Annotated in this window: 25 protein-coding genes; 9 read left to right on the forward strand and 16 right to left on the reverse strand. The window is 53.5% G+C overall.

Translation table 11 applies throughout. The features are described 5' to 3' along the window. Position 1 precedes the first annotated feature (1 nt). From AACY82_RS15660 to def, 12 genes are all read right to left on the reverse strand, one after another. Positions 2-1,126 (reverse strand): DUF748 domain-containing protein, encoded by a 1,125-nt coding sequence (locus AACY82_RS15660; RefSeq protein WP_339617781.1) that lies wholly within the window; start codon positions 1,124-1,126, stop codon positions 2-4. 105 nt (positions 1,127-1,231) lie between these two features. Beyond that, positions 1,232-1,618 (reverse strand): DUF3465 domain-containing protein, encoded by a 387-nt coding sequence (locus AACY82_RS15665; RefSeq protein WP_339617832.1) that lies wholly within the window; start codon positions 1,616-1,618, stop codon positions 1,232-1,234. 35 nt (positions 1,619-1,653) lie between these two features. Further along, positions 1,654-2,007 carry a VOC family protein gene (locus tag AACY82_RS15670; RefSeq protein ID WP_339617782.1) on the reverse strand — a complete coding sequence of 118 codons (354 nt, stop codon included), beginning with the start codon at positions 2,005-2,007 and terminating at the stop codon, positions 1,654-1,656. Between the two features lie 112 nt (positions 2,008-2,119). Further along, positions 2,120-2,680 carry an LPXTG cell wall anchor domain-containing protein gene (locus AACY82_RS15675; RefSeq protein ID WP_339617783.1) on the reverse strand — a complete coding sequence of 187 codons (561 nt, stop codon included), beginning with the start codon at positions 2,678-2,680 and terminating at the stop codon, positions 2,120-2,122. A gap of 10 nt (positions 2,681-2,690) precedes the next feature. Continuing rightward, a complete protein-coding gene (locus tag AACY82_RS15680; protein WP_339617784.1) occupies positions 2,691-3,428 on the reverse strand; it encodes a class D sortase in 738 nt (245 codons plus the stop codon). A 240-nt stretch (positions 3,429-3,668) separates the two neighbouring features. Beyond that, the gene (gene ahpF, locus AACY82_RS15685; protein WP_339617785.1) at positions 3,669-5,264 is read right to left on the reverse strand and encodes an alkyl hydroperoxide reductase subunit F; all 1,596 of its coding nucleotides are present in this window, start codon (positions 5,262-5,264) and stop codon (positions 3,669-3,671) included. A gap of 85 nt (positions 5,265-5,349) precedes the next feature. Continuing rightward, complete coding sequence (gene ahpC, locus AACY82_RS15690; protein WP_339617786.1) at positions 5,350-5,916, reverse strand: alkyl hydroperoxide reductase subunit C; 567 nt, start codon at positions 5,914-5,916, stop codon at positions 5,350-5,352. A 224-nt stretch (positions 5,917-6,140) separates the two neighbouring features. Beyond that, positions 6,141-7,586: a TrkH family potassium uptake protein gene (locus tag AACY82_RS15695; protein WP_339617787.1), complete on the reverse strand. Its 1,446-nt coding sequence runs from the start codon at positions 7,584-7,586 to the stop codon at positions 6,141-6,143. 57 nt (positions 7,587-7,643) lie between these two features. After that, positions 7,644-9,029 carry a Trk system potassium transporter TrkA gene (gene trkA, locus AACY82_RS15700; RefSeq protein ID WP_339617788.1) on the reverse strand — a complete coding sequence of 462 codons (1,386 nt, stop codon included), beginning with the start codon at positions 9,027-9,029 and terminating at the stop codon, positions 7,644-7,646. Between the two features lie 81 nt (positions 9,030-9,110). Next, positions 9,111-10,415 (reverse strand): 16S rRNA (cytosine(967)-C(5))-methyltransferase RsmB, encoded by a 1,305-nt coding sequence (rsmB, locus tag AACY82_RS15705; protein ID WP_339617789.1) that lies wholly within the window; start codon positions 10,413-10,415, stop codon positions 9,111-9,113. Next, entirely contained in the window at positions 10,412-11,383 is a 972-nt protein-coding gene (fmt, locus tag AACY82_RS15710) for a methionyl-tRNA formyltransferase (protein WP_339617790.1), read from the reverse strand. The genes rsmB and fmt overlap by 4 nt, the downstream gene beginning before the upstream one ends. A gap of 54 nt (positions 11,384-11,437) precedes the next feature. Then, a complete protein-coding gene (def, locus tag AACY82_RS15715; protein ID WP_339617791.1) occupies positions 11,438-11,944 on the reverse strand; it encodes a peptide deformylase in 507 nt (168 codons plus the stop codon). Positions 11,945-12,112: 168 nt separating this feature from the next. On the opposite strand from def, the gene AACY82_RS15720 reads away from it, so the two are divergent. From AACY82_RS15720 to aroE, 6 genes are all read left to right on the forward strand, one after another. Beyond that, positions 12,113-13,156 (forward strand): LysM domain-containing protein, encoded by a 1,044-nt coding sequence (locus tag AACY82_RS15720; protein ID WP_339617792.1) that lies wholly within the window; start codon positions 12,113-12,115, stop codon positions 13,154-13,156. Positions 13,157-13,226: 70 nt separating this feature from the next. Further along, complete coding sequence (gene dprA, locus AACY82_RS15725; RefSeq protein WP_339617793.1) at positions 13,227-14,348, forward strand: DNA-processing protein DprA; 1,122 nt, start codon at positions 13,227-13,229, stop codon at positions 14,346-14,348. Between the two features lie 151 nt (positions 14,349-14,499). Continuing rightward, complete coding sequence (gene purE, locus AACY82_RS15730) at positions 14,500-15,006, forward strand: 5-(carboxyamino)imidazole ribonucleotide mutase (RefSeq protein WP_339617794.1); 507 nt, start codon at positions 14,500-14,502, stop codon at positions 15,004-15,006. A gap of 4 nt (positions 15,007-15,010) precedes the next feature. Beyond that, positions 15,011-15,580 carry a Sua5/YciO/YrdC/YwlC family protein gene (locus tag AACY82_RS15735; protein ID WP_339617795.1) on the forward strand — a complete coding sequence of 190 codons (570 nt, stop codon included), beginning with the start codon at positions 15,011-15,013 and terminating at the stop codon, positions 15,578-15,580. 65 nt (positions 15,581-15,645) lie between these two features. Further along, positions 15,646-16,566: an oxygen-dependent coproporphyrinogen oxidase gene (gene hemF / locus AACY82_RS15740; RefSeq protein ID WP_339617796.1), complete on the forward strand. Its 921-nt coding sequence runs from the start codon at positions 15,646-15,648 to the stop codon at positions 16,564-16,566. Between the two features lie 74 nt (positions 16,567-16,640). Next, on the forward strand, positions 16,641-17,477 hold the full coding sequence (gene aroE, locus AACY82_RS15745) for a shikimate dehydrogenase (protein ID WP_339617797.1): 837 nt from the start codon (positions 16,641-16,643) through the stop codon (positions 17,475-17,477). 52 nt (positions 17,478-17,529) lie between these two features. Here the strand turns inward: aroE and AACY82_RS15750 are convergent, their stop codons facing one another. Further along, positions 17,530-18,666 carry a glycoside hydrolase family 19 protein gene (locus AACY82_RS15750; RefSeq protein ID WP_339617798.1) on the reverse strand — a complete coding sequence of 379 codons (1,137 nt, stop codon included), beginning with the start codon at positions 18,664-18,666 and terminating at the stop codon, positions 17,530-17,532. A gap of 673 nt (positions 18,667-19,339) precedes the next feature. Here AACY82_RS15750 and AACY82_RS15755 point away from each other — a divergent pair. Then, positions 19,340-19,984, forward strand: a complete 645-nt coding sequence (locus AACY82_RS15755; RefSeq protein ID WP_339617799.1) for a DUF2959 domain-containing protein — start codon at positions 19,340-19,342, stop codon at positions 19,982-19,984. Positions 19,985-20,055: 71 nt separating this feature from the next. Here AACY82_RS15755 and AACY82_RS15760 read toward each other — a convergent pair whose 3' ends face one another. The 3 genes from AACY82_RS15760 to raiA all read right to left on the reverse strand — a co-directional run bounded on the left by AACY82_RS15760 (position 20,056) and on the right by raiA (position 24,171). Continuing rightward, a complete protein-coding gene (locus tag AACY82_RS15760) occupies positions 20,056-21,678 on the reverse strand; it encodes a hypothetical protein (protein WP_339617800.1) in 1,623 nt (540 codons plus the stop codon). A gap of 80 nt (positions 21,679-21,758) precedes the next feature. Next, positions 21,759-23,663: an alkaline phosphatase PhoX gene (locus tag AACY82_RS15765; RefSeq protein ID WP_339617801.1), complete on the reverse strand. Its 1,905-nt coding sequence runs from the start codon at positions 23,661-23,663 to the stop codon at positions 21,759-21,761. Positions 23,664-23,832: 169 nt separating this feature from the next. Then, positions 23,833-24,171 carry a ribosome-associated translation inhibitor RaiA gene (gene raiA, locus AACY82_RS15770; protein ID WP_339617802.1) on the reverse strand — a complete coding sequence of 113 codons (339 nt, stop codon included), beginning with the start codon at positions 24,169-24,171 and terminating at the stop codon, positions 23,833-23,835. A gap of 175 nt (positions 24,172-24,346) precedes the next feature. Between raiA and AACY82_RS15775 the strand changes: the two genes are divergently transcribed. Together AACY82_RS15775 and AACY82_RS15780 are read left to right on the forward strand one after the other, a co-directional pair. After that, positions 24,347-24,769 carry a secondary thiamine-phosphate synthase enzyme YjbQ gene (locus AACY82_RS15775; RefSeq protein ID WP_339617803.1) on the forward strand — a complete coding sequence of 141 codons (423 nt, stop codon included), beginning with the start codon at positions 24,347-24,349 and terminating at the stop codon, positions 24,767-24,769. 114 nt (positions 24,770-24,883) lie between these two features. Then, positions 24,884-25,627: a FadR/GntR family transcriptional regulator gene (locus AACY82_RS15780; protein ID WP_339617804.1), complete on the forward strand. Its 744-nt coding sequence runs from the start codon at positions 24,884-24,886 to the stop codon at positions 25,625-25,627. Positions 25,628-25,671: the final 44 nt, after the last annotated feature.

Below are 25,671 nucleotides of genomic sequence, written 5' to 3' on the forward strand. Positions count from 1 at the left end.
TTTATGTATCGTCGGCATCGGTTTTTTCAGCGTCGTCGGGCGTGTCATCGGTCAAAGGTGTTATTTTGTCGTAGCGCGAATGCAGTGCATCGATAAATGCGTTGTGCAGTACTCCCAGTACAGCCTGCCAAGAACTAATATCAGTGTCTTCCAGTGAGCCTTTTATATCGATTTGCGTGGCGACTTTATCGCTTTCGATATTGGTAATAAGCGCACTGATTAACCCCCATCCGGCTTCCCACAATAACTGCAAAGGATTGTCGCCCTGCTGTTCCACATCCTGTTGCCAGCTGGCGATATTAATGTCTTCAAACAGCGGTTTAATGTAGCCGTTTAATTCGCGGTCGCGGGCACTGATCTCGGCAAATATCTGCCCGTGGCCGGATTTAAAATCGATATTGGCATAAGCTCTGGCAAAATCATTTAAGCGGTTTATCCGAACATTTTTGGCGTCGGCGGCAAACTCAAAATCATTAAAATCAAAGGGATCAAAGTCAGCTTTGGCCGTTAGTGGACTATCACCAAACAGTTGGCCGGTGAGTGTGGCACTGGCCACTCGTCGGCCGTCGGCGTCTTTAACGTTGGTGAGATTGGTCAGTTCGGCGTCAATCTCTTCAACCGCAATATTAACAGTAGGGGTGGTGTCGAGGTTTTGAAAACGAATAATGCCATTGTGAATCACCAATTTGTGCAAGGTGACCGGTAAAATCTCTTCAAATACGCTTAACCAGTTAGTCCCTTCACCGGTTTGTTGGTCCTCTTTTTTGTTGGCATCGAGAAAAGTCAGCTCGGGTTTTGTCAATTTTACACGGGTGAGAATCTCACCGTGGCGCAGACCCTCCCAGCTAAGGGCAATGGCGAAGGTTTCCACGGTAAAGAAGTCCACCGGGTTTTTTTCGGTATCACGTTTTATTACCAGGTCTTTTAATAAGTATTCGCCATCGATAATACCCAAATCTACATCTTCAACATGGCCGCTATAAGAGCCCATATCGTTCAATACCCGGAAGTTAAGGTAATGTTTGATAATAAAAGGGGCCAGTATGTACAAGATGACCAAAAGCGCAGCGAGCGTTAGCCCAAGCCATTTAAGAGAAGGTTTTAAGCGAGGAGCGTGTAAGTGCATGGTTGGCCATCGTCAGTTAAAGGCGCGGTTATCAAAAGTGATAACCGCTAAATGCCATAAACAGTACAACAATTGTGCCAAGCCATTAGGGAGGGGTTTGCATTGCTACCAATACTGCTGGCCGTGGTGGCGAAGCCAGCCATTTGGGTGGCGGCCCTGAGGATCTTTATGTGTCCAGTGGACAACGCCGCCTTGCGTATTCCACTCGTATTCGCCATTAAACTCCACGGTATCGCCCTTGCGCAGATTGGCTAAACGCGGTGCCAGATCAATATTGTGGGCAATCAGCAGAGTTTGCTGTCCACTAATTTTTAGAATAAATCGTTGATGTCGCGAGCCTTTGTTATCGTCAGACAGCACTCGCGTAACGATACCGCTGCCACTGACTTGAATATTACTGCGCTGCTGTTGCCAAGCTTGATACAGAGCGTCAACGCCGGTTGACCCAGTCGCTGTGTGGTTAGCTTCTCCGCAACCGCTAAGCCATAGCATCAGGCTTAGGGTGATAAACGCTAATGTGTTAAGGCTCATACTTCGGACCAAACCGCAAATTCGCTCCCGCCCGGTTCGATAAAATGAAACCGGCGGCCCCCGGGAAAAGCAAAAATATCCTGTGATATCTGCCCGCGGGCTTGTGTTACATCGGCCAGTGATTGCTCTAGATTTTTACTAAAAAATACGATCAAGGCCGCCCCCGACTTGGTGCGGCTTGGTGTACTGGAGCGATAAAAGCCGCCAGCTATGGAGTCGTTATGAAAAGCGGTATATTCATCGCCATAGTCGGTGAATTGCCAATGAAAAACGGTTTCAAAAAAGGCTTTGCTTGCAGATAAATTTTCTGAGGGGATTTCGAGATAATTAATACTGTGGTGTAAAGGCATTGTGATGCTGAGCTCGTTGTTGCTGATAAGTGTCGGTAACCAGACCGACAGTAAGAGAGCGACTGAACATAAAAGCTGGGCGGTTATTAGTGTAACCGCCCCTGTTGCGCGGTTACTGCTTAGCTGAACGGCGACGACGCATGGCTGTCAGCGCGAGCCCCAAGGAGCAAGCAAGACTGCCGAGCAATGCGATCAGTGGCAAGCTAGAGCCGGTTGAAGGCAGCTCGGTGTAGCTGGTGCTTGCCATGGCGGCACGATCTAGCTCGTCGCTGTCATCTAAGTCGGCGACTAATGCGAAGCGATCGGTCGGGATAAACACTTGCATCGTCGAGTCGCGATTTAAATCGTGAATACTGCGCTCGCGTCCCTCGAGATCTATTTTAAAATCTTTTGGCAAGTTTTTGGTTTGAAAGGTCTCACCGTAGTCACCGTCTTGATGCTCAAACTTAATACGCACTTGGTCGCCCACTGAGCGTACAAACTTAGCGTGTAGTTCAACGTACTCTTTGCCGTTGCGCTCGTGAATACCCTGACACGCCTCGGCAATTTGTGGGTAGGCTGAAAGTACTCCAGGCTTCCAGCTGACTTCTGAGCACTCTTTTGCCATCGCCGAGGAGCTAGCGGCAATAGCAACGCCTAGAACGGTAGTTTTGATCAGTGTAGATGTCTTCATAGTATTTTCCTTAATGTAGTTGCGCCAAAGAGTCTTCCGTGGCCGTAACAATAAATCGCTGCGGCGCACTTCCAACAAAGTAAAAGGGGTAGCAGGTGATCAATGTAATTTGAGCGTGCTCAGTAGGCGCCAGCACCTCTACATGAGACGGATCGACAATTTGTAGGTTACTGACGGTATAGTCGCGCGGGCCGTCAGAGGTGGTGACTTTTATTTTGTCGCCCACAGCAATATCTTTTAAACCGCGAAAAAAACTATCGCGATGACCGGCCAAGGCCGCGTTACCTTGGCTGCCGAGAGGTGCGGTTTTATTTAGCCACGATATACCGCGGTTGAGGTTGTGGTGGCTGGCGCCTACGTACACTGGTGCCGAGATGTTTAGTTTGTCAATTTGTAATACGGCGATAGCGGCGTCGCCATCGTTTTTAACCTCTTGGTATTGTTCAATGCGCGTCTTGCTCCACAAGCTGGTATCCACATTATTTGGCAGAGCCATACTGTTGTTAATGTTGCCTTGGGCAGCGGGGGTTGATTGTTGCGCGGGGCTACTCGCCAAAAGGTTTGCTTCTTGGTTGTTTTTAGCGGATGCAAAAAATTGCGCCACATCACGATCGGCCGCGTAGCTGCGACCAGTCACTGACAGCAAGCTGTAGCTAAGCAGCAATAACCCGACACTCCACAATAGAGCTTCACAGGCTTTGTACCGCACAGGTGTTAACCTAGCGGCGTGGTTGGGATCGTTATCCATAAAGTGGTCATTACCGGACGTTCTCGCTATACGCGAGAGTACAGTTAACGTAGCACAGCTTAGTAACTGGCTAAGACGTTTGTATGAATATAGACCGAAATTGTGAGAGTAAAAGTCGAGGCAGTATTTTATGGCGCGATAATCTGCAAAAAAGCGATTTAACGCGAAAAACCTGGGCGCAGTATCACGCTTTAGTCGTGCCTCTGATTAGATGGCCGGGTTTTCCCGGCCTTAAACCCCTTAACCGTTAGCGACTTGTGCCAGTGCAGGCCCTGTGTCTTCTTCCACCGATTCGCGAATTAAGTGGTCAAAGGCACTTAGCGCTGCGGTTGCACCGGCTCCCATCGAGATAATAATTTGCTTGTAAGGCACAGTCGTTACATCGCCGGCGGCGAATACGCCTGCCATTGAGGTCGCGCCGTTGGCGTCTATCTCAATTTCGCCCTGACGATTGCGCGCGATATCGCTCTCTTGCAGCCACTCGGTATTAGGCACGAGCCCGATTTGCACAAACACTCCCGCAACCTCTAGGGTTTGCGATGCTTTACGGCTTAAATGGCGATCGATATACCTAATCCCTGTGACCTTTTTACCATCACCCGTAATTTCAGTCGTCTGAGCATTGGTGATAATGCTGATATTGGGCATGGAGCGCGCTTTGCGTTGCAGCACCTCATCGGCGCGCAGCGCGTCGCCAAATTCCAACACGGTTACTTTGGTTACAATACCGGCTAAATCGATAGCGGCCTCAATACCGGAGTTGCCGCCGCCGATAACCGCCACGTGCTTACCTTTAAAGAATGGCCCGTCGCAGTGGGGGCAGTAAGCCACGCCGCGAGTGCGGTATTCTTGCTCGCCGGGTACCCCCAGTTCGCGCCAGCGCGCGCCGGTGGCCAATATTACGCAGCGGCTGGTTAAGCTCGCACCGCTTTGCAGTTGCAGCTCGACTTGTTCGCGCCGTTGGATGCCGGTGGCGCGTTGCTCGGTAATAATATCGACGCCGTATTCTTTAACGTGCTGTTCTAAGCTTGCCGCCAGCTTTGGGCCTTCGGTGTAAGGCACGGAAATAAAATTTTCGATCCCGACTGTGTCCATTACTTGTCCGCCAAAACGCTCGGCCACTAAGCCGGTGCGTATGCCTTTACGGGCAGCGTAAATAGCGGCTGCGGCGCCGGCTGGACCGCCGCCTACGACCAGTAAGTCGTAAGGGTCTTTGTGGGCGAGCGCCGTGGCTTTTTGGTCGGCGCTACTGGTGTCGAGCTTTTGCACAATTTCGGCCAGGCTCATCCGCCCTTGGCCGAATGATTCGCCATTTAGATACACGGCGGGCATGGCCATGATCTGCCGCTGCTCCACTTCGTCCTGAAACAGGGCGCCGTCGATCATCACGTGGCTAATGTTGGGGTTGAGGTTCGCCATCAGGTTTAGTGCTTGCACCACGTCGGGACAGTTTTGGCACGACAGTGAAATGTAAGTCTCGAAGTGGTAATCACCCTCGAGTTCGCGAATTTGTTGCAGTAATTCAGGGTCCGCCTTTGATGGATGACCACCAGCTTGCAGTAAGGCCAAGACGAGCGAGGTGAACTCGTGGCCCATTGGTATGCCGGCAAACGCGACCCGCGCTGCTTGATTGGCGGGGCCGATCGCTAGGCTGGGGCTGCGCTCGGCGTTTTGTTCGGTGACGTGAATATTGTCAGAGAGCTCGGCAATTTCGTGCGCGAGTGTGTTGAGTTCTTGTGCTTTGTTTGAGTTATCACTGGAGACACTAAGTGCAATCGGTTTGATGATTTTCTGTAAGTAGCTATCCAGTTGTTGTTTTACATTGGCGTCTAACATCGGAGTGTCCTGTAATAAGTCGGGTGCTGTTTTGTCGTTCAGAGTTAAACCGGCCAGCTGGCCGGTTTAATCTTTGGCCGCCGATTTAGATTTTGCCGATTAAATCCAGCGATGGTGTCAGGGTTTCGGCGCCTTCTTTCCACTTGGCGGGGCAGACTTCGCCGGGGTTGGCGGCGATGTATTGCGCGGCTTTGATCTTGCGCAGCAGTTCGTTGGCGTCGCGGCCAATACCGCCGGCGGTAATCTCGACGATTTGCACCCGGCCTTCTGGGTCGACCACAAACGTGCCGCGATCGGCGATGCCTTCCTCCTCAATCATTACCCCAAAGTTGCGGGTCAGGGTGCCGGTTGGGTCGCCAAGCATGGGGTATTGAATCGTACCAATCGCCTCTGATGAGTCGTGCCAGGCTTTGTGGGTAAAGTGCGTATCGGTGGAAACCGAGTAAACCTCGACGCCCAACTGCTTAAACACGTCGTAGTGATCCGCCAAGTCGCTCAGCTCAGTGGGGCAAACAAAGGTAAAGTCGGCGGGATAGAAGAAAAACACACTCCACTTACCCAGAACGTCTTTATCGCTAATATCGATAAATTCGCCATTTTGGTAAGCCTTGGCGTTAAAGGGTTTAAGTTGGCTGTCGATGTAACGGCTCATAGTATCTCCTCGGTAAAAGTGTCAGCTAAAGTTGCTGGGTACGAGGAATATACTATTGAGTTTTATTTTTTTATTGAAATTAGCTATGGTTATGGGTTTGATAGTATTTTGTTATTGTTATCTTTTTATTAATAGTCTTTGGGCGCGAGGCATGTGAATGGCCTCGCTTGTTGCCAGTAGCTTGGGCGAGTCATTCAGTGCAGTGAACAGCAAAGGGAAACGTTTTAGCGGCGCCAGAACGCGGGCGTCAGTAATACTAGTAAGGTAAAGACTTCTAACCGCCCCAGCAGCATGGCAAAGCACAGTACCCATTTGGCGGGACTGTTAATGTCGCCATAGTGCGCGGCGACTTCGCCCATGCCTGGGCCTAAATTGGTGATACAGGCACCCACGGCTGAGAAAGCCGTGCGCAAATCTAATCCGGTGGCCATTAGCACCATAAACATCGCGGCAAATGACACCACATACATGGCAAAAAAGCCCCAAACGGCCTCGATAACTCGATCCGGTACGGTGATTTTGCCAACTTTAACCGAGATAACGGCATTGGGGTGGATTAGCCGGTGAATCTCTCGCATGCCCTGTTTGTACAGCAACAGGACCCGGATGTTTTTCATGCCACCGCCGGTGGAGCCAGCGCAACCCCCTAAAAAGGCGAATAAAAACAGCAAATAGGGCAAAAAGCTGGGAAAGCTGGAGTAGTTGCTAGCAAAGCCGGCGGTGGTCATGGTGGAGACAAAGTTAAAGATGCCGAGATAAAAGCTGTCGTGCAACGAGAAGGTTTTAGAGCTGGCTAAATAGGCGACGGTAATCACCGAGCCGATCACAATCCAGGTTAAATAAAACTTCAGCTCCGCATCGGCGACATAATGGGTGATGGATTTTTCCCGCCAAACAAAAAAGTGTAGGGCAAAGTTAACCCCGGCGATCAGCATAAACACCGTGCAAATCATCATAATGGCGGGGGATTCATAGTGCAGGATACTGGCATCGTGGGTTGAGAAGCCGCCGTTGGCAATGGTAGAAAATGCGTGGCAAATCGCTTCAAACCAGTTCATGCCGGCAATTTTGTAGGCCAGTGCGCAACTAAAAGTAAACACTAAATACATGGTAAACAGCGCTTTGGCGGTTTCGGTAATGCGCGGGGTAAGCTTATTGTCTTTAACCGGGCCGGGTGCCTCGGCGCGGTACAGCTGCATGCCGCCGATGCCGAGCATAGGTAAAATGGCGACGGCGATTACAATAATACCGATACCACCAAACCATTGCAGTTGCTGGCGGTAGAATAGAATTGACGGCGGAAGAGTGTCGAGCCCGGTAATCACCGTGGCCCCGGTGGTGGTTAAACCCGAGACCGACTCAAAAAAAGCATCGGTGACGGAGAGGTCTAAACCGTTGGAGAAAAATAGGGGTACCGCCCCGAAAGTAGCCAGTACTAACCAAAAGAGCGCGGTAATCAAAAAGCCATCGCGGGTGCGTAAATCGGCCTTAGAGCGATACACCGGCAGCCAGATTGCCACACCGGCGCTAAAGGCCACGGCAAAGCCCCACAGAAACGTCATGTAGTTGTGGTCGTTAAACCACAAGCTCACCACGATGGGCAGCAGCAGCGTCATACTAAAAATCATCAACAGCACGCCTAGCACGCGCGCAATTACCGCAAAATGCATGCTTGCTCCGCGAGTGTTGTAGCGTACTGTTGAGTCTGGATCATGTGTCTGCGCCGGTTAGAAGAAGGTAAAGCCCACTTGAAAGAGCTTTTCGATATCGCGAATATGCTTTTTGTTGAGTAGAAACACAATCACGTGATCGCCCGATTTAACCACCACGTCGTCGTGGGCAATAATAACTTCGCTGCCAGAGTCGGTATCGCGCACAATGGCACCGATGTTGGCACCTTGGGGAAGGTCGATATCCTCGAGGGCACGACCGACCACTTTGGATGAATTTTTGTCGCCGTGGGCAATAAGTTCGATGGCCTCCGCAGCACCGCGCCTTAGTGAGTACACACTTACCATGTCGCCTCGGCGCACGTGGGTAAGCAGGCTACCAATGGTGGTGGTTTGCGGTGAGATGGCAATATCGATATCGCCCCCTTGTACTAAGTCTACATAGGCGGGGTTGTTGATTAGCGCCATGACTTTGCGGGCGCCCAGCCGCTTTGCCAACATGGACGACATAATATTGGCTTCATCGTCGTTGGTTAGCGCTAAAAATACATCGGTGTCTTCGATGTTCTCGTCGCGTAACAGCTCTTGGTCGGAAGCGCTGCCCTCCAACACAATGGCGCGCTCTAAATGTTCGGATAAATGCGCCGCCCGTTTTTTGTTGTGCTCGATCACCCGGACGTTGTAACGGCCCTCGAGTTTGCGTGCCAAACGCATCCCGATATTGCCGCCGCCGGCAATCATGATGCGCTTGTAGGCGGTTTCCATGCGGCGCAACTCGCTGATAACAGCGCGAATATCGTTTTTGCCCGCGAGAAAGAAAACCTCGTCATCAGCTTCGATTACCGTCGAACCGGTAGGCATAATGGCCCGTCCTCGGCGATAAATCGCCGCGACCCGGGTGTCCACTGAGGGCATATGCTCGCGCAAAAAGCGCAGTTCTTGGCCAATCAACGGGCCGCCGTGGTAGGCCTTAACCGCCACCAACTGCACCTTACCTTCGGCAAAATCCAGCACCTGCAGGGCACCGGGGGTTTCGATTAGGCGGAATATGTAATCGGACACCAACTGCTCGGGGCTGATTAACACATCGATGGGAATGGCATCGTTGCAGAACAGCTTGTTGTTGGTGAGGTAGGCGGTGGCGCGAACGCGGGCGATTTTGGTGGGGGTGCGAAACAAACTGTGCGCGACCTGGCAGGAGATCATGTTGGTTTCGTCGTTGTTGGTAACCGCCACCAGCATATCGGCGTCTTCGACGCCAGCCTGGACTAAGATGTCCGGGTGAGAGCCAGAGCCGGTGACTACACCGATGTCTAGCCTGTCACGCAACTCGCGCAGGCGGGCACCGTTGTTGTCGATGATGGTGATGTCGTTTGACTCGCTGGCGAGGTTTTCCGCCAAGCTTGCACCCACTTGCCCCGCACCGAGAATAATAATTTTCATAAACCTGCCAGGTTTCTTTGTGACGATTGCTGCGGGTCAGCTGCCGCAGCGCAAACTTTACCGCTTTTGAGCGCCACTTGGCTACGCCGGGCCGCTTTTTATCAGTCGGGCGTAGTAAAACCCATCGTGACCATCTTGTTGTGGCAGCAGCTGCCGTCCGTTGCTTTGGGGATGTCCCCAAACGGCCTCGATTGGATCTTCGCTGGCGCTGGTGGTGCGCGCTAAAAAGGCACTGATAACATCGCGGTTTTCGGCCGGCAGGGCCGAGCAAGTGGCGTACAGTAAAAGGCCGCCCACCGCCAGTGTGGGCCATAACGCATCCAGTAGCTCACCTTGCAATGCGGCTAAACGCGCAATGTCATCCGGCGTGCGCAGCAGCTTGATATCGCTGTGGCGTCGCACAATGCCGCTCGCTGAGCAGGGGGCATCCAGCAAGATCCGGTCAAAGACTTGGCCGTCCCACCAATCTTGGGGGCGCGTGCCGTCGCCCGCGATGGTTGTGGCGTTAACCTGCATTCGGGTTAGGTTTTCGGCGACGCGGGTGAGGCGCCGCTCTTCCAGATCGAGCGCGACGACCTCGCTTAGTCCCGGCTGGCTTTGCAGTATATGGCCAGTCTTGCCGCCGGGTGCCGCGCAGGCGTCCAGTACTCGCAGACCGGGCGATAACCGCAACAATGGCGCGGCCAGTTGTGCCGCCTCATCTTGTACGCTTAAAAGGCCGGCATTAAAGCCCGGCAAGCCGGTGGGGTTGCAGGCCTCATCCAGAGTGATGCCTGCGTCGCTGTACTGGCAAGGCCGGGCCGCGACCGCTTCGGCCTTGAGTTGTGTAAGGTAATCGTCGCGCGAGCACTGGTTTAGGTCGAGCCTTAAGGTAAACGGTGGATGGGCGTTGTTGGCCGTGACGATCTGGTCGATAGCGTCAGGCCACGCCTTAGTGTAGGCGTCCAGTAGCCAGCGCGGGTGCGAGGTATTAAATTCCGCGTCATTGGCCAGAGCCTCGCGCAAGGTGTCGGCGCCGCGCTGAAACCGCCGCAGTACGCCGTTCACCAGTTTGGTGGCCCACGGCTTTTTTAACACCCGAGCCACGGCAACCGTTTCGCCAGTGGCGGCATGATCGGGAATGCGGGTGTATTCCAGCTGGTACAAACCCAGTAACAATAACGCGGTTATATCGCTGTCTTTACTGCGCAGGGGTTTATCGAGCAGTTGCCCAAGGTAGGCGTTCAGCTTGGGGTAGTAGCGCATAGTGCCATAGCAAAGCTGTTGCACCAGTGCCCGGTCGGCTTCAGCCACTTTACTTTGCCAGACGGGAAGTGCACTCGAGAGCGAGCCCTTGCCGCGCAGTAGCTCGGCTAGGGCGCGGGCGGCGGCGACCCGCGGTTTCAAAGGTCTACCTCAGGCTGCGCAAAACGCTCGCCGATGCGGAATAAGTGGGCGTTGCCGCGCAGTATCTCGGCCACCGCCAGTGCGCGTTTACCCGGCAGTTGCAGGTGGGTTAACTGCAGTGAACCTGTGCCGCAGGCGACACGAATGCAATCGTTCGCGATGTCGGTAATAGTGCCGGCCGGGGCGTTAGTGGCCGGGCCCAGGCTGGCTTGCCACACCCGAATACGGGTGTCTGGGGTGTTTTCGGGGCGACAAAATGCGATTGGGAACGGGTTAAAAGCGCGCACTTTGCGCTCGAGCTCTGCAGCGCTTTGGCGCCAATCGAGCTCAGCCTCGGCTTTGGTGATTTTGGGGGCGTAATTGCTGTGCGCGTCGTCTTGAGCCTCTGGCTGTGCGGTGCCACTGGCCAGTTGCGCCAAAGTGTCGGTAAGCGCCGGGCTGCCCAGTGCGAGCAGCTTATCGTGCAGACTGCTGCCGGTGTCGTCTGCGCTTAGGGGACAACTGACTTTTGTCAGCATGGCACCGGTATCAAGCCCCACATCCATTTGCATAATGGTGACCCCGGATTCGGTGTCACCGGCCTCGATCGCGCGCTGAATGGGTGCAGCGCCGCGCCAGCGCGGCAGTAAAGACGCGTGGACATTGATGCAGCCAAGTCGCGGTGTGTCGAGCACCGCTTTGGGCAACAGCAAGCCATAGGCCACGACGACCATAACATCGGCATGGTACTCGGCCAGCAGGGCTTGTTCGTCGGCGCCTTTTAAACTCAGCGGTTGGTGTACGGGCAGCTCGGCGGCTAAGGCGCGCTCTTTAACTGGGCTGGGCTTGAGTTTTTTGCCGCGCCCGGCAGGGCGGTCGGGCTGTGTGTAGCAGGCCACTACTGTGTGGGGGCCTGCCAGTAAAGTGTCGAGGTGAGCGGCGGCAAATTCGGGTGTGCCGGCAAATATGAGGCGCAGCGGAGCGGTCATGAAAGTCCTTAATGTATCGCAGCGCCGGCAGCCTTATGACTGCCAGCGAGTGCTCTAGGCACGGGCGCGATGTTGTTTTTCGAGCTTTTTGCGGATGCGCTGACGTTTGATCTGAGAAATATAATCGACAAACAGTTTGCCGTTTAAATGATCCAGCTCGTGCTGGATACACACGGCGAGCAGGCCATCGGGGATCAGCTCGAAGGGTTTGCCGTCGCGATCGAGTGCGTTCACTCTAACCTCAGTGGGCCGGTCGACGCTTTCGTAAAAGCCAGGTACCGATAAGCAGCCCTCGTCGTAGGGGGCTTGGTCTTCCCCAAGGACGGTAACCTCGGGGTTGATCAGAACCAGCGGTTGGTCCTGATTTTCCGATATATCGATAACCACAATCCGCCGGTGGACGTTAACCTGGGTGGCAGCAAGGCCGATACCCGGACAGGCGTACATAGTCTCGAACATGTTGTCGATTAACTCGCGTACGCTGTCGTCAACGGTTTCGACCGGTTTGGCGATGGTGCGCAGACGAGGGTCTGGAAACTCAAGAATTTCTAATAGTGCCATAAGCTTTGTGACAAACTTCTAGTAAAAGGGTAATAACCGCTGCTAACATGATGATCGCACAGGAATTACCCTGAGATTTGATGCGCCTAGCAGTTCGCTTCGCTAGGTGCAGTAAGCTATTATAACGACTAAACCGCTCAGGGCCGAACAAAAACAGGATCGGTTTCTATGAAAAAAATGATTTTTGCTGTTCTGGCGCTGTCGTTGTCGGTCGCCAGTCTCTATTCTTGGGCTGAATCTGCGCCCTTCAAGTCTGACTCGCCCGATGAGTATGTCGTGGTTAAAGGCGATACGCTATGGGGGATTTCCGATAAGTTCTTGGAGTCGCCTTGGATGTGGCCCGAGATATGGCACGCCAACCCTGATATTGATAACCCACATTTGATCTTTCCTGGCGACGTAGTGCGCTTGGTGTATATAGATGGCCAGCCACGTTTAACCGTCGATCGCACTGTGCGTATGGCGCCCGGGGGCGACGCCAAGCTCAAGCCAACTATTCGTGTTATGCCTGAAGAAGAGGCGATTCCGGCGGTTCCGCTGGATAAAATCGCAACTTACTTGTCGCGCTCACGCATTGTGATGCCGGATGAAATCGAAAACTCGCCCTATATGCTGGCAGGTCCGGAGCGCCGTCTCATTGTCGGTGAGGGCGATATTGCCTACGCCCGCGGCAACTTTGATGATGATATCGACAACTACAATATCTTCCGTGAAGGGGAAACCTTTATTGACGAAGAAACCGACGAGCTGCTCGGGATTCACGCGTTGGGAGTAGGTGGCGCTCGGGTCGTTAAAGTCGATGGTGAGGTGGGCCGTTTGATGATTACCCGCTCATACGAAGAGATCCGTGTCGCCGATGTCTTGTTGCCAGCGCGTGAGCGCTCGGTAGATTCTATTTTTTATCCCAGCGCTCCCGACTTTCCTATCGAAGCGGAAATCCTGGCGGTAGAGGGTGGTGTAAGCAAAATCGGTAAAATGGACATTGTGATCATCAATAAAGGCGATCGCGATGGTCTGCAGGTCGGGAATGTTTTTGAGGTGTTTGTGCGCGGTGAGCTGGTTGACGACCGCGTCGCCGGCGAGCGTATTCAACTGCCCGATGAGCGCGCCGGTTTAATAATGGTTTTTAGCACCTTCGATAAGCTCAGCTTTGGTATTGTGATGGAGGCGACTCGCCCCATGACAATCGGCGATGCGCTGCGCAACCCTTAAGCTTTATCTTTTAACCCCGGTGTTTCTGAGGCATTGAAGCACCGGCTACCATAGCAAGGATGCTGTGCTTATGAACGACCCCTCCGACTGCCTTGTCTCACTGCTTACGCTGCTGCGTCTTCCCGGCCTAGGCGCCTCTACTTACGCTGATCTGCACCAACACTTTGGCTCCGCGGCGGCGATTTATAGCGCCGGCGCGGCTCAGTTGCGACCGTGGCTTGAGCCGTCAAGTCTGCAGTTGCTGCAAACACTGCGGGACGATCCGCAACACGAGTGGCACAGCGCGGTGGCCGCCGAGATGGAATGGTTGGCAGCGCACCCCGACGTTAGCGTCGTGGCCTGGGGCTCGGACGACTATCCACACCTGTTAGCACAAGTGGCCTCTGCGCCCGCACTGTTGTACGTGCGGGGCGCGCTGGCCGCCCTAGAGCTGCCCCAGCTAGCGATTGTCGGTAGTCGCAACCCCAGCGCAGGCGGCCGCAACAACGCCCACGAATTTGCTCGCTATTTGGCCGGTGGTGGTTTTGCCATTACCAGTGGCTTGGCGCTGGGGGTGGATGCCTGTGCCCACCGTGGGGCGCTGGATGCCGGGGGTGTCACCGTCGGGGTGCTGGGTACGGGCATTGATCGGGTGTACCCCGCGCGGCACCGGGATTTAGCGGCTGAGATTTTAGATAACGGCGGAGCACTGGTGTCAGAGTTTCCGCTGGGTACCGGCTCAGTGGCCAGCAATTTCCCGCGTCGCAATCGCATTATAAGCGGCCTCAGTCTGGGCACTTTAGTGGCCGAGGCGGCCGTCAAGAGCGGCTCATTGATTACCGCGCGTTATGCACTAGAGCAAGAGCGCGAAGTCTTTGCGATTCCCGGGTCAATTCACAACCCCATGGCCAAGGGTTGCCATGCATTGATTAAACGTGGCGCCAAGCTGGTAGAGTCGGCCAGCGATATTGTCGAAGAGCTAGGCGGGGCGCTGGCTTTTAAGTCGCAACAAATAACACCCTCGAGCCCGGCAAAAACGCTGAACGCCGGCGATCAGCGGTTGTTGGACCTTATGGGCTATGACCCGGTGAGCCTGGATACCTTGTGCCAACGCAGTGGTATTGATGCCGGTACTCTGGCGGCACAGCTAATGGATCTCGAACTCGACGGTTGTATTACCCAAAATGGCAGTTATTTTTGCCGAGCCCAGTAACGGTAAGTGGTTGCGGTCCTATTGGTTAGTCGTTGGTGAGCTTGGTTTTTACAAAAAGCGGACGAAATATGTACAATAGATGCGCAAAATTCTTGTCAGCGGTAAGCTCTTGCTGTAAATTTGCCGGCTTTTTCCAACTGGGGTAATTATCATGAGCAAACCATTTGTTGCGATTCTGATGGGGTCGGATTCTGATTTGCCGATCATGGAAGCATCTTTTGCCGTACTTAAGAGCTTGGATGTGCCTTTTGAAGCGAAAGTAAGTTCCGCTCACCGCACGCCAGAGGCGACCCACGCCTACGTACAAGACGCCGACAAGCGCGGTTGCGCGGCGTTCATCTGCGCCGCTGGTATGGCCGCCCACTTGGCCGGTGCTGTTTCAGCCAATACTCTTAAGCCAGTAATCGGTGTACCTATTAACTCATCACTGGACGGTTTAGACGCTTTGCTGTCTACCGTGCAAATGCCCGGCGGGGTTCCGGTTGCCACTGTTGCCATCGGCAAAGCCGGCGCTAAAAATGCCGCTTATCTGGCCGCGCAAATCATTGGCACGTCGGATGCCGAATTGCATCAGCGTTTAATCGCCGAGCGCAAAGCGAATGCGGATGCGGTAATCGCCAAAGACCAAGCGCTGCAGGAAAAGCTCGCGGGTCAGTAAACCTGTGACGGTTCCTGTTGACCTGAGTGGGGTCGAGCGAGCAGCGCGAGCGGCTAAAGCCGGTGGCGTGATTGCTTACCCCACCGAGGCCGTGTGGGGGCTCGGGGTCGATCCCGACAACGAGTCCGCCATTCGCCGCTTGCTGGAGCTTAAAAGCCGGCCCAGAGCCAAAGGGCTTATTTTAATCGCTGCCAGTGCGGCGCAACTCGAGCCGTGGCTCGCGCCGCTGGCGCAGAGTGATCGGGACCAGCTGTTAAACACTTGGCCGGGCCCGGTAACATGGTTGGTGCCAAACAATGGGCACGCTTCTCACTGGGTTACCGGCGACTTCGATACGGTTGCTCTGCGCGTGACCGACCACCCCCTCGCACAAGCGTTGTGTTTGGCGTTTGGCGGCCCCTTGATCAGCACCTCGGCTAACCCTCAGGGCCTAGAGCCTGCGCGCACGTCCGTGCAAGTCCAACACTATTTTGGCGATCAAATTCAGGCGCTCGCGCCCGGTCAAGTTGGCGCGCGCACTCAGCCGTCCGAGATTCGCGACCTGCAAACCGGTAGAATACATCGGCCCGGCTAAACAGCTAGCTGCCTAAAAGGCCTTGCACAGGCCGACCCGTAATTGCCAATTGATGGAGAGATGGCATGAGCCAAGATTCAGCCGCACCCGATAAGCACGCCGTGAAGCGCTATTTACTGCAGCTGCAAGAGACTATCTGTGCCGGCTTATCTGCCATTGATGGCGGCCAATTTGTCGAGGATGAATGGACTCGTACTGAGGGCGGCGGCGGTCGTTCGCGGGTACTAGTTGATGGCTCGGTTATCGAAAAGGGCGGTGTCAATTTCTCTCACGTTCACGGCACCCAAATGCCGGCCTCAGCCACGGCCCATCGACCCGAGCTTGCGGGCCGCTCGTTTGAGGCGATGGGCGTGTCTTTGGTGATTCACCCCAACAACCCCTACGCTCCCACCAGCCACGCCAATGTGCGCTTTTTTATCGCGGAAAAATCCGGCGAAGAGCCCGTGTGGTGGTTTGGTGGTGGTTACGACTTAACGCCTTATTATGGGTTTGTCGACGACTGCCAACACTGGCATCAAACAGCCTACGATGCCTGTGCCCCCTTTGGCGAGGAGATTTATCCTCGCTTTAAAGCCTGGTGCGACGAGTATTTTTACTTAAAACACCGCGATGAAGCACGCGGTGTGGGCGGCTTGTTTTTTGACGACCTTAATGCCAAAGGCTTTACCGAAAGCTTTGCGTTAATGCAGGCGGTGGGAGACAGTTATTTACCCGCTTACGCACCGATTTTAACGCGCCGTAAAGACACACCGTTTGGCGAGCGTGAGCGACAATTTCAGCTGTACCGTCGCGGCCGCTACGTCGAGTTTAATTTAGTGTACGATCGCGGCACTTTATTTGGCTTGCAAACCGGTGGTCGCACCGAGTCGATTTTAATGTCCCTACCACCGTTGGTGCGTTGGGAGTACGATTGGCAACCCGAGCCACATTCAGCCGAAGCGCGCCTGAGCGAAGATTTTTTGCCACCGCGCGACTGGCTTAAATAACAATAAATGCAAAGCGTAAACGTTCGGTAAACATTGTCTGATAGGTTTGCCGCTCGTTGACCAATAGGTAACCCATGAGTGATACATACGCCGTATTCGGCAACCCCATAGTGCAAAGTAAATCCCCTGTGATTCACCGCCAGTTCTGCGAGCAAACCGGTGAAGACATGACCTACACCAAACAACTTGTGGCCGAGGGCGAGTTTGCCAGTGCGGCCAAAGCATTTTTTACCGGAGGCGGCCATGGCTTAAATATTACGGCCCCTTTTAAGCAAGATGCGTTTGCCTATGCCAATACACTAACCGAGCGCGCGCAGCGCGCCGGTGCCGTAAACCTACTTACCCAGCAAATCGACGGATCGGTGACCGGCGATACCACCGATGGCATCGGTATGATCAACGATATGCTCAACCTCGGCTGGGAACTATCGGCTAAACGTATTTTGGTGTTGGGTGCCGGCGGGGCAGTGCGCGGTGTGTTGGAGCCCTTACTAGGGCAAAACCCCTCTGAGTTGTGCATTGCCAATCGCACCGCAAGCAAGGCAGAGGATCTTGCGCGAGACTTTCACGACCTGGGTACGGTAAGCGGCGTGAGCTTAGAGGATTTAACCGGTAAACAATTTGATATTGTCATTAACGGTACCTCGGCCAGTTTGCACGGCGCGCTACCACCGCTACCCGAACATTTACTGGGCCCAGACGCGGCGTGTTACGACATGATGTACGCCGCTGAACCAACCATTTTTATGCGCTGGGCCACTGAGCACGGCGCGACGAAAGTGGCCGATGGCTTAGGTATGTTAGTGGGACAAGCGGCCGAGTCGTTTTACGCGTGGCGCCATATCCGGCCGGAGGTCGTACCCGTCATTACCCAGCTGCGACGTAAAATGAGTGAAGGGAAGAGTAAATAACACTTTGCACCGGTTAAGCGCCACCCGCGCAAGCGGCGGGTGGCTTTAAGGTTTAACAGTCTAAGTTATTGCCGGGCGTCGTACCCAATATCTGGGTGAAGTCGAGGTAGGTATTAATGCGACTTTGCACCTGCCCCGGGTTGCCGCCGTTACACTCCAACGATCCGTTAATCGTCCGAATGGTCTCACCAAAACCATTACCGTTAACCATTGAGTCGTGCGCCGGACGGTAACCCGCACCGCTTTGCGTCATCCAAAACCATAGTGCCGTGCGCCACGCGGTTGTTGGGTTCTGCGCGACTTGATCGGGGTTAGACCACAAATCCAGCCCCAGTGCCTGACCTGCGGTACAGTAGTTGTAGTTCCAACTTAACTGAATCGGGCCGCGACCGTAATACTTTTTGCCCGCCGCGCAAACGCCACAGGCGGTAGCGGTGCCCGAGCAGTAAGTGCCTTGGGCAATCTCATTGATGTAATACAATCCACTGGTTTCATGCGAGAAGTTAGCCAGCGCCGCTGCCGCTTCACGTTTTTGCGTGGTGAGGTTACCTCTGGTGCTAAAGGCCGGAAAAGTAGCCGCCGCATTCACCAAACCTGCATAGGTATAAAACGTATTGCGGTTAGGGAACATCTGATTAAATTGCGCTTCGCTGACAATCGCTGAAAACCCATTGCCGCTCGGTGTCGATGAAGAGCTGCCGCCGCCATTGCCTCCGGGGCAAGACGATGTTGGATCCCAGAACCAGGTACTGATGGTCGGGTCGTAACCGGGATTATCGTGCTCGGCGATATAATAAGAGCCGCCGTACACCACCACATCACCCGTGTAATAAACAGCCGACGATGACCACTGCGGGCACGAACCATTGTTGTTTGACGACGAACTGGACGAGCTAACAGACGAACTGCTGGAGCTGGAAGAGTTTCCGCCGCCGGTGCCGTTGCAGGCGCCTAAACTATTCCAGGCGTTGCTCCAGGCCCAGCCATCACCTGGCGCATAGGGCCCACCAACAGAACACCAGCCACCGACCGTACACTGGTAAGCACTGTTGTTGTTTTTGACAATAGCGCCGTTACTGTACGAGCTGCCGTCCGAGTACTGCGCTGTGCCCGAGCAATTGTAGGCAAACGCTTGCTGCGCGCCCAGCAGTGCAAAAACACACACCGCTATATTTTTTATAAATTTCATAATGAAATCCTTTCTGTGCATGGGGTTAGTTGTAATACCGCTCTACCTCAGCGGGGCTTCACCACACAGCTACTACGCGTTTCCCAACAGCAGTTTAAGGGCGGCGGGCAGGCGCCTAAACAAAGGATTGTGCGCTGACTCTTTTCAGCTAGGTTTACCGTTATCGTCATGTATAGCCGTTATGGGTTAACGGTCGCGCGAGTTTAGTTATTGTCAGGTGGACTACGCGCGGCACTCATTGGGCGAGTGCTGGCTAAACCATAGGCCCGAAGGACAACGTTGTCAATTTTGTTTGTTAACAGTGAGATAAAAGTCCGAAATCGACGAGTGGCGCTAATAGTTGGCTTAGTTTTTTTCATCTATCGCGAGAAGCTGGAAGGACTACTTTTGTTGAAAACCTAGCAAAATTCTTCGAAGGTTTGACTTGGCGGGAGCCTCAGGGTAATTTCAATTCAAATTCAACACAGGACAGGCTCTTTATTCTCGGAATCTCTTTGGGGGGCCTGTTAAAATGTTATGCCTAAATAGGCACTTCTCTGGCTTTCTTCCACGGGATACCCACTTTCTTACTATTAGCAATTGTTCTCGTATGAGAACTACTCGGCAACGCAGACATCATTTGTGCGGCGTTGGAACGGGGCTTTCTAACCAATTCAGTTAAAGGTAAAGATGTATGTCAATCAGTCGTTGGTTTCTCAGTTCTTTTTTGGTCGTTGTTCTGGCGGGTTGTCAGTCGATGTATTACGGCGCGATGGAGAAGGCGGGTTTTCACAAGCGAGATATCATGATTGATCGAGTGGAGTCGGCTCAAGAGGCACAAACCGATGCCAAAGAGCAGTTCGAATCCGCTTTAGAGCAATACCAATCGATCATCAAGATTCAAGATCAGGACCTAGCGGAGCGCTACGACAAACTTAACGGCGAATATGAAGACAGTAAAGCCGCCGCTGAGTTGGTGTCCGAGCGAATTAATTCGGTCGAGGATGTATCGGATGCTTTATTCGATGAGTGGGAGGATGAAATTGAACTCTACAGCAATGCCAACCTTAAACGACAAAGTGAAGCCAAATTAAGCCAGACCAAAAAACAATACCAAAAACTCATTAAAGCCATGCGTAGCGCAGAGGCGCGCATGGAACCGGTATTACAAGTTTTTCAGGATCAAGTTTTGTTTTTGAAGCATAATCTGAATGCGCGAGCCATTGACTCGCTACAAGGTGAGCTGAGTAATATAAATACGGAAGTCGCTCAGCTGATCAAAGAAATGGAAAAATCCATTGCTGAATCAGAGGCGTTTATTAGCAGCCTTAAGAATTAGTAAAGCACTTCTGCTAGTTCTGCGCTCTAAATTTATGGAGGCTACTTACGAGCCTCCATAAATTTTACTTTTTACTCCCAATCCAGCCTTATATCCCAGCTATAGCGGTGCTCACTATCCAGCGGTTCTATTGCGGTATCAATCGTTTGATAGACGTTGTCTGCTGGAGTTAGCACCGCGTCGCGACCGAACAAAAAGCTTTGCTCATGGACGATACGGTAATAAGCTTTGTTTAAATCTAAAGCTCGCTCGGGCGATGGGGTAATTAAGTCGTACAGAGTTTCTTGTGCGGCGACTTTTTCGCGCTTAACCATTCCTTTGCTGTCAAACCAGCGCTCTAACATTTCGGCGTTTTGGCGGAATTCATCGCCGCCGCCTACGCGCTCTAGGTAGGTTAAATACTCGCCTTGGGTTTCGCCTATGTTAGGTGCATCGGTAAGGGATTTTAAATCGATATAACCCCAGCCGCTGGCGCCCGGTTTTTTGCGGGCAAAGGCGAAGGTTTGATCAATAGTCGTACCAATGGTTTTGTGGCAGCCCATGCAAAAGAATTGCTCCTGATCATTTTGCTTGCGCATTTTTCCGTCGGCGTTTTCGATAAACCCCCACAGCAACCAGCCCATGCTATTGCTCATGCCGCGATCATCGTGGTTAACCACCGCCGGTAAATTGCCAAAGTGCTTTTCTTTGGCTTCGCGATAGTAGCTGTTGGTTAATCGCTCTTTGGGCATAAAGGTGTCTTTGCGCATGTAGCGCACTTCTTTCATGCGACGGGCGTTGGTGATGCTGCCATCTTCTTTAATACCTACGTAGCGGACGGTGTGTAGAAACTCGGTGCCTTGGGGGTAGAGCATATGGGTAACGGGAAACTTTTTCGCATCGCCAAAGTAATGCGTAGTACGATTTACGCTGGTAACGCCCGAGTCGAGCTGGCCGTCGCCGTTAAAGTCGATACCGCTTGCGCCTTCGTCGAGGGCGATGCTGGGTAAACTGGATTTATCGACGATGGCCATTTCGAGTAGGCTTAAATTGGCAAAGTAAAGGTCGCGTGAGTATTGGCCGTCGATTTCACTAAAGGCATCGGGCAGCCGAATCATAACGTCATCGGTGGAGCCGTTGGTGGGCCAGAAAGTGCTGGGTACGGGTTTGTAATTAAATGCTACCCAGCGGCTGCCGTCGAGTGCCAAACCGTCTTGGTCAAAAGCGCCGGCGCCATCGGCAAGATTGGCAATAACGGGAGCGCGGCCACGCCATGCATCGGATTGAAACCACGCGGCCAATGCCGAATAGTTATCTTGGTTGATATAATTGCGCATAAAGTCGTCATCGATGTTGTCGATCTCAGCGCTGCGGTTTTTAAATAAATTGCTCCAGCGGTTGGTGTTACCGATGTCGGAGAAGTCGTAGCTGCCCTGCAAAAATCCATCGTTCATCATGTTGGGGCGCGCACGATCGCCGGTGTAGCTTTGGTGGCAAATGTAACAGGGGTTATTTTTGCCTTCGGTTTTGGTGTAGCACTGCGGTGGAATAACCGCTTCGGGATTATAGGTTTCGTTGTGGGTTATATAATCTTGCGGTGCATGCACGGGTTCGGCACTGGCTATTTCGGTTAAGTTTTGTGGCGACTGATCGCAGCCGCTGAGTATAATCGCGGCGATAAAGAGTAAGCTGTTGCGTAATCGGTTGTGGTTCATGGTGTTGCCTGTGGGGGTCGTCTAAACGAAAAAAGGAGCCGCAGTGCGGCTCCTGAAACAGTTACGTATTATTAGTTATGTCATTGATCATTGACGCTTGGGTCGTACATCCACAAAGTGTTGTTTTCTTGGAAACCGTCTTCACCGATAATCAGGCGGCCGTCGTCCAAGACAATGACGTTGTCAGGTTGTGATAAGGCGTTGACGTCGCAGCGCAGGGCACCATCCAGAGTAGAGCGGTAGGTAGAGCCCATAACAACCGGTTCGATACGGTTGGTACTGTAAGCGTCGGCACCGCTAAGAAGAGGCATGCGATATACGCCGCCGCAATCTTTTACGCGAGCTGACAGTTGAATATCGCCTTCGCCGTCAATCATGCCGTTGTCCATATCGGCAATGGCAAAGTAAACGTAGGCTTGCGATACGTCTTCACCGGCTACTAAGTCGGTACCTTCAACGGCTTCTTGCGCGCGCTTTTGGTTAGTGTAGATACCTTCAAACTTGCGCCACTCGGCGGTGGCGCCTTTGGCGCGAGCGGCTTTGCGTGATTCCAAAAACGCGATGCGATCGTCCATCGCCATGCCGGCGGTGGTGCTGCCGCCGCCGTTGGCAACGCTTGGGAAGTTGGCATCCCCGGCGGCCCAGGCCTCGGCATCGGCGTCGGTTAGGTAGTTACTTTGGCCTTCCACAAAATCGGCGGTGGTGATGCCGTCAAAGTCGGCAATCCAGCCGTCGATGGTGGCGTTGTCGCCGTGAGCCAGCTCCACCCACTGCACGTCAAAGCCTGTGGTGAGCGGCTCAAAGCTGCCGGAGTCTTGGGTGAGCTTGGCGCCGTATAACGTGCCCGAGGAGAGATCCGCAGCCGTGTCGGCAACAAATTTAAACAACACACCGTTGGTGTCATCTTGTGACAGATACACGGTTTTTTGATCGGGCATCACGATGGAGTTTTCGTGTTCAAAACGACCCAAGGTGTAATGCTTAACAGGCTTGGGCTCAGCACTGGTGGGCTCGGTAATTTCCACGATGTAGTGATAGCGATACGTATTGGGGAAGCTTGAGGCGCTATCGGCATCGGTGGCGGTAGGGTCGATGTACATGGCCAGCGCGTCGCGGCTGGTTTGCAGGGAAGGGTCGTTCCACTCTTCGGTGCTGTCGCCTTGGTTGCCCCACTCCTCGGAGGTGAGCGGCGTACCCCAGGGTGAAACCGAGCCAAAACAGTTAGCGATGGTGCCGTAAATGCCAAAATCCAGCATCTGTACGTCGTTGCTGTCCACTGACCAGTAGCCGCTGCTGGCGTTTTTGTTGAGCTTTAAGCGGCTCATGCCGCCGGGGATCGATTCCCAGTTGGTAAACAAATAGCCTTGGTTTTCGCCGGTGGGCACAAAGCCGTTAAAGTCGGGGTCGTCGATAGAGGCGACTACGGTTGACTTGTCGGTGGCTAAAACCGTGCCTAAGCCCTCTGGCATGGCGCCGCCAAAGGTGTCCATGGTTTGCGCGATTACTTGGTATTCGCCGTAGGCCACCTGAACGGTCTGACGCTCTTGCTCGGTATCGGGCACACCGACCGAAACTAAGTGTTTCGGCAGCTGGTTGATATTAACGCCAGCTAGTACGCCTACGGTGCCATGGTTAAAGCTTTTGCCGTCACTGTCGGTCGCGCTGTTGGCGCTGTCCGGGTGTTGTACGTTAAAAAACAGATCGCCGTCTTCGGTGGCAAAAGCACCGGTGACTTCGGCGCCAGCGGGCACGGTTGCTAGACGGGTTAGGCCGGGGGTCATCAGACTGGCGTTACCGCCGCCATTGCTGCCATTGCTGCCGTCTGAGCCATCAGCACCGGCGGGGCCCTCTGGGCCTTGTGGGCCGGCCGGACCTTGTGCGCCGGCGGCACCATCACTGCCATCGTCGCCGTCACAAGCGGCCAAAGCCATTACGCTAAGCATCGCCAGCGCGAGTTTTCCTTTACCGTTTAGCCGAAACGTCATTGTGTTCTCCTCGATCAATAGTTATTAGCACGGTTGAAGTGCCAACACGTTAGAGAGGAAAAATGACGTTAAATATCAGCTTTGATGACGTTTCTGTGAAACTTTTGTAACAGCTTTGCTTTTGGCGGGAGCTTCGCCGCCACAGCTGGGTGCTGTGGCGGTGGTCACATTAAGAGGCTTGATCGACAGGCTCTTCTTCCGTTAGTTGCGGTTTTTCGTGACGGTTAGATTTAACCGAGCCCTTGCGGTGGGCGAGGGCGGCCTCAAGCTTTTTGGCGGCTTGAGCGATGGCGGCATACATATCGTGGTTGGCGGCTTGTACCGCAACCGCCGCGCCTAAATACTGGGTGGTGGCCTCGACACTTTGGGAGGCGCGCTCGACCGTTAAGGTCACAGAGAGCGATTCTAGCTGGGGGAAATGCGAGTTAACTTTACCAAACTTGGTGTTTACTGCTTCACGAATAGCGTCGGTGATATCGACATGGTGACCGGAAAGTTGGATTTGCATACACTGGATTCCTTGTACCATTAAGAAAAGTACCACTAAAAAAGTACTACTTGATGGAGGCGAGACATTTTCGTCGGCCTCTTGTTAAACATGCGCCTGAAAACGGTAAAATTCAAGCGCGAATCGCATAAAATTTTCATCAACACCAAACAGCACACAAGGCGGGATTAACGTTATGTGGCAACAAACTAAATTTAGTCTTACCCCGCGCACACGAGGGTTTCATTTGATCACCGACGAGGTCGAACGCCAGTTGCCGGATATTAGCCAGTTAAAGTGCGGTTTGCTGCACCTGTTTATTCAGCATACCTCGGCCAGCCTAAGCATTAATGAAAACGCCGACCCGACGGTGCGCATTGACCTTGAAAGCCACTTTAATGAGTTTGTACCCGAGCGCGCGCCCTATTATCGCCACGACTATGAAGGTGATGATGATATGCCGGCGCACATTAAAAGCAGTATTTTAGGGGTGAGTGTCAGCGTGCCGATTAGCGATGGCCGCTTGAATCTGGGGGTGTGGCAGGGGATTTATCTGTGTGAGCACCGCAACCGCGCCGGTGCGCGTCAGCTGGTCGCGACCGTACAGGGAAGTGAGTAATCACTATTGCTCTGACAGCCAAAATGCAGCAGCTTTTTACCCATGACTGCGGTAACATTGGCGCGGGTTGGCGACCTTTGTTGTCAGCCGCGATAATAACAACGTGGATGGTCTATGAATAATTTTGATGGCAACCGCAACCTGACGCATCAAGTGGCTTATGAGTTGGGTACTGCGATCGTGCAAGGTAAGTATCGGGTTGGGGATGCATTCCCGACCGAGGCTGAAATGTGCACCCAGTACGACATTAGCCGCAGCGTGATCCGCGAGGCGGTGAAGATGCTGACGGCTAAGGGGCTAATCTCGTCGCGCCCGCGTCAGGGGATTCGCGTGTTGCCGTCCACCCAGTGGAATATTTTTGATACCGACGTCTTGAGCTGGACTTTGAGTGGCCGGCCCTCGCTGGGTTTGTTGCTCGAGTTTACCGAATTGCGCAGCGGTATAGAGCCCGAGGCCTCGGCGTTGGCGGCCCGCCGCCAAAATCGCGAGGCGATTGCGGGTATCGAAGAGGCGTTGGCTCGCTTAAAGCTCGCCGACATTGGGGAAGACGATCCGCTAGAGGCCGATATCGCCTTTCACACGGCCATTTTAATGGCCAGTAACAATCGTTTTTACATTCAACTCAGAAGTTTTATTCAAGCGGCTTTACGTGTCAGTATTGCCTGTACCAACCAAATTAAAGGCGTCAAAGCGGGCAGCTATGATGACCACAAGCGGGTTTACGATGCCATTGATCGCGGTGACGCGCCGGCGGCTCAGGCGCATATGAGCGCCTTGTTGGGCGAGGCGTTAGAGCTGATTCAGGCATCCATCGGGGCGCGCACGAGCACCGATGGTCAGTTGCCATCGCTGGGTTGATGCTGCGCTGCGAGCAGCGGCCGGCTGTTTGCACAGAGGTACCG

Source organism: uncultured Gilvimarinus sp., from assembly GCF_963972205.1.
Lineage (GTDB): Bacteria > Pseudomonadota > Gammaproteobacteria > Pseudomonadales > Cellvibrionaceae > Gilvimarinus > Gilvimarinus japonicus.

Excerpts from the sequence above, each read along its gene's own strand:
- AACY82_RS15780 (WP_339617804.1), top strand. The coding sequence starts at position 24,884 with ATGAATAATTTTGATGGCAACCGCAACCTGACGCATCAAGTGGCTTAT.
- AACY82_RS15675 (WP_339617783.1), bottom strand. The coding sequence starts at position 2,680 with ATGAAGACATCTACACTGATCAAAACTACCGTTCTAGGCGTTGCTATT.
- fmt (WP_339617790.1), bottom strand. The coding sequence starts at position 11,383 with ATGACCGCTCCGCTGCGCCTCATATTTGCCGGCACACCCGAATTTGCC.
- ahpF (WP_339617785.1), bottom strand. The coding sequence starts at position 5,264 with ATGTTAGACGCCAATGTAAAACAACAACTGGATAGCTACTTACAGAAA.
- AACY82_RS15665 (WP_339617832.1), bottom strand. The coding sequence starts at position 1,618 with ATGCTATGGCTTAGCGGTTGCGGAGAAGCTAACCACACAGCGACTGGG.
- aroE (WP_339617797.1), top strand. The coding sequence starts at position 16,641 with ATGAGTGATACATACGCCGTATTCGGCAACCCCATAGTGCAAAGTAAA.
- AACY82_RS15765 (WP_339617801.1), bottom strand. The coding sequence starts at position 23,663 with ATGACGTTTCGGCTAAACGGTAAAGGAAAACTCGCGCTGGCGATGCTT.
- AACY82_RS15755 (WP_339617799.1), top strand. The coding sequence starts at position 19,340 with ATGTCAATCAGTCGTTGGTTTCTCAGTTCTTTTTTGGTCGTTGTTCTG.
- AACY82_RS15750 (WP_339617798.1), bottom strand. The coding sequence starts at position 18,666 with ATGAAATTTATAAAAAATATAGCGGTGTGTGTTTTTGCACTGCTGGGC.
- ahpC (WP_339617786.1), bottom strand. The coding sequence starts at position 5,916 with ATGAGCCGTTACATCGACAGCCAACTTAAACCCTTTAACGCCAAGGCT.
- raiA (WP_339617802.1), bottom strand. The coding sequence starts at position 24,171 with ATGCAAATCCAACTTTCCGGTCACCATGTCGATATCACCGACGCTATT.
- AACY82_RS15660 (WP_339617781.1), bottom strand. The coding sequence starts at position 1,126 with ATGCACTTACACGCTCCTCGCTTAAAACCTTCTCTTAAATGGCTTGGG.
- purE (WP_339617794.1), top strand. The coding sequence starts at position 14,500 with ATGAGCAAACCATTTGTTGCGATTCTGATGGGGTCGGATTCTGATTTG.
- AACY82_RS15670 (WP_339617782.1), bottom strand. The coding sequence starts at position 2,007 with ATGCCTTTACACCACAGTATTAATTATCTCGAAATCCCCTCAGAAAAT.
- dprA (WP_339617793.1), top strand. The coding sequence starts at position 13,227 with ATGAACGACCCCTCCGACTGCCTTGTCTCACTGCTTACGCTGCTGCGT.
- AACY82_RS15720 (WP_339617792.1), top strand. The coding sequence starts at position 12,113 with ATGAAAAAAATGATTTTTGCTGTTCTGGCGCTGTCGTTGTCGGTCGCC.
- AACY82_RS15760 (WP_339617800.1), bottom strand. The coding sequence starts at position 21,678 with ATGAACCACAACCGATTACGCAACAGCTTACTCTTTATCGCCGCGATT.
- AACY82_RS15695 (WP_339617787.1), bottom strand. The coding sequence starts at position 7,586 with ATGCATTTTGCGGTAATTGCGCGCGTGCTAGGCGTGCTGTTGATGATT.
- def (WP_339617791.1), bottom strand. The coding sequence starts at position 11,944 with ATGGCACTATTAGAAATTCTTGAGTTTCCAGACCCTCGTCTGCGCACC.
- hemF (WP_339617796.1), top strand. The coding sequence starts at position 15,646 with ATGAGCCAAGATTCAGCCGCACCCGATAAGCACGCCGTGAAGCGCTAT.
- AACY82_RS15775 (WP_339617803.1), top strand. The coding sequence starts at position 24,347 with ATGTGGCAACAAACTAAATTTAGTCTTACCCCGCGCACACGAGGGTTT.
- trkA (WP_339617788.1), bottom strand. The coding sequence starts at position 9,029 with ATGAAAATTATTATTCTCGGTGCGGGGCAAGTGGGTGCAAGCTTGGCG.
- AACY82_RS15680 (WP_339617784.1), bottom strand. The coding sequence starts at position 3,428 with ATGGATAACGATCCCAACCACGCCGCTAGGTTAACACCTGTGCGGTAC.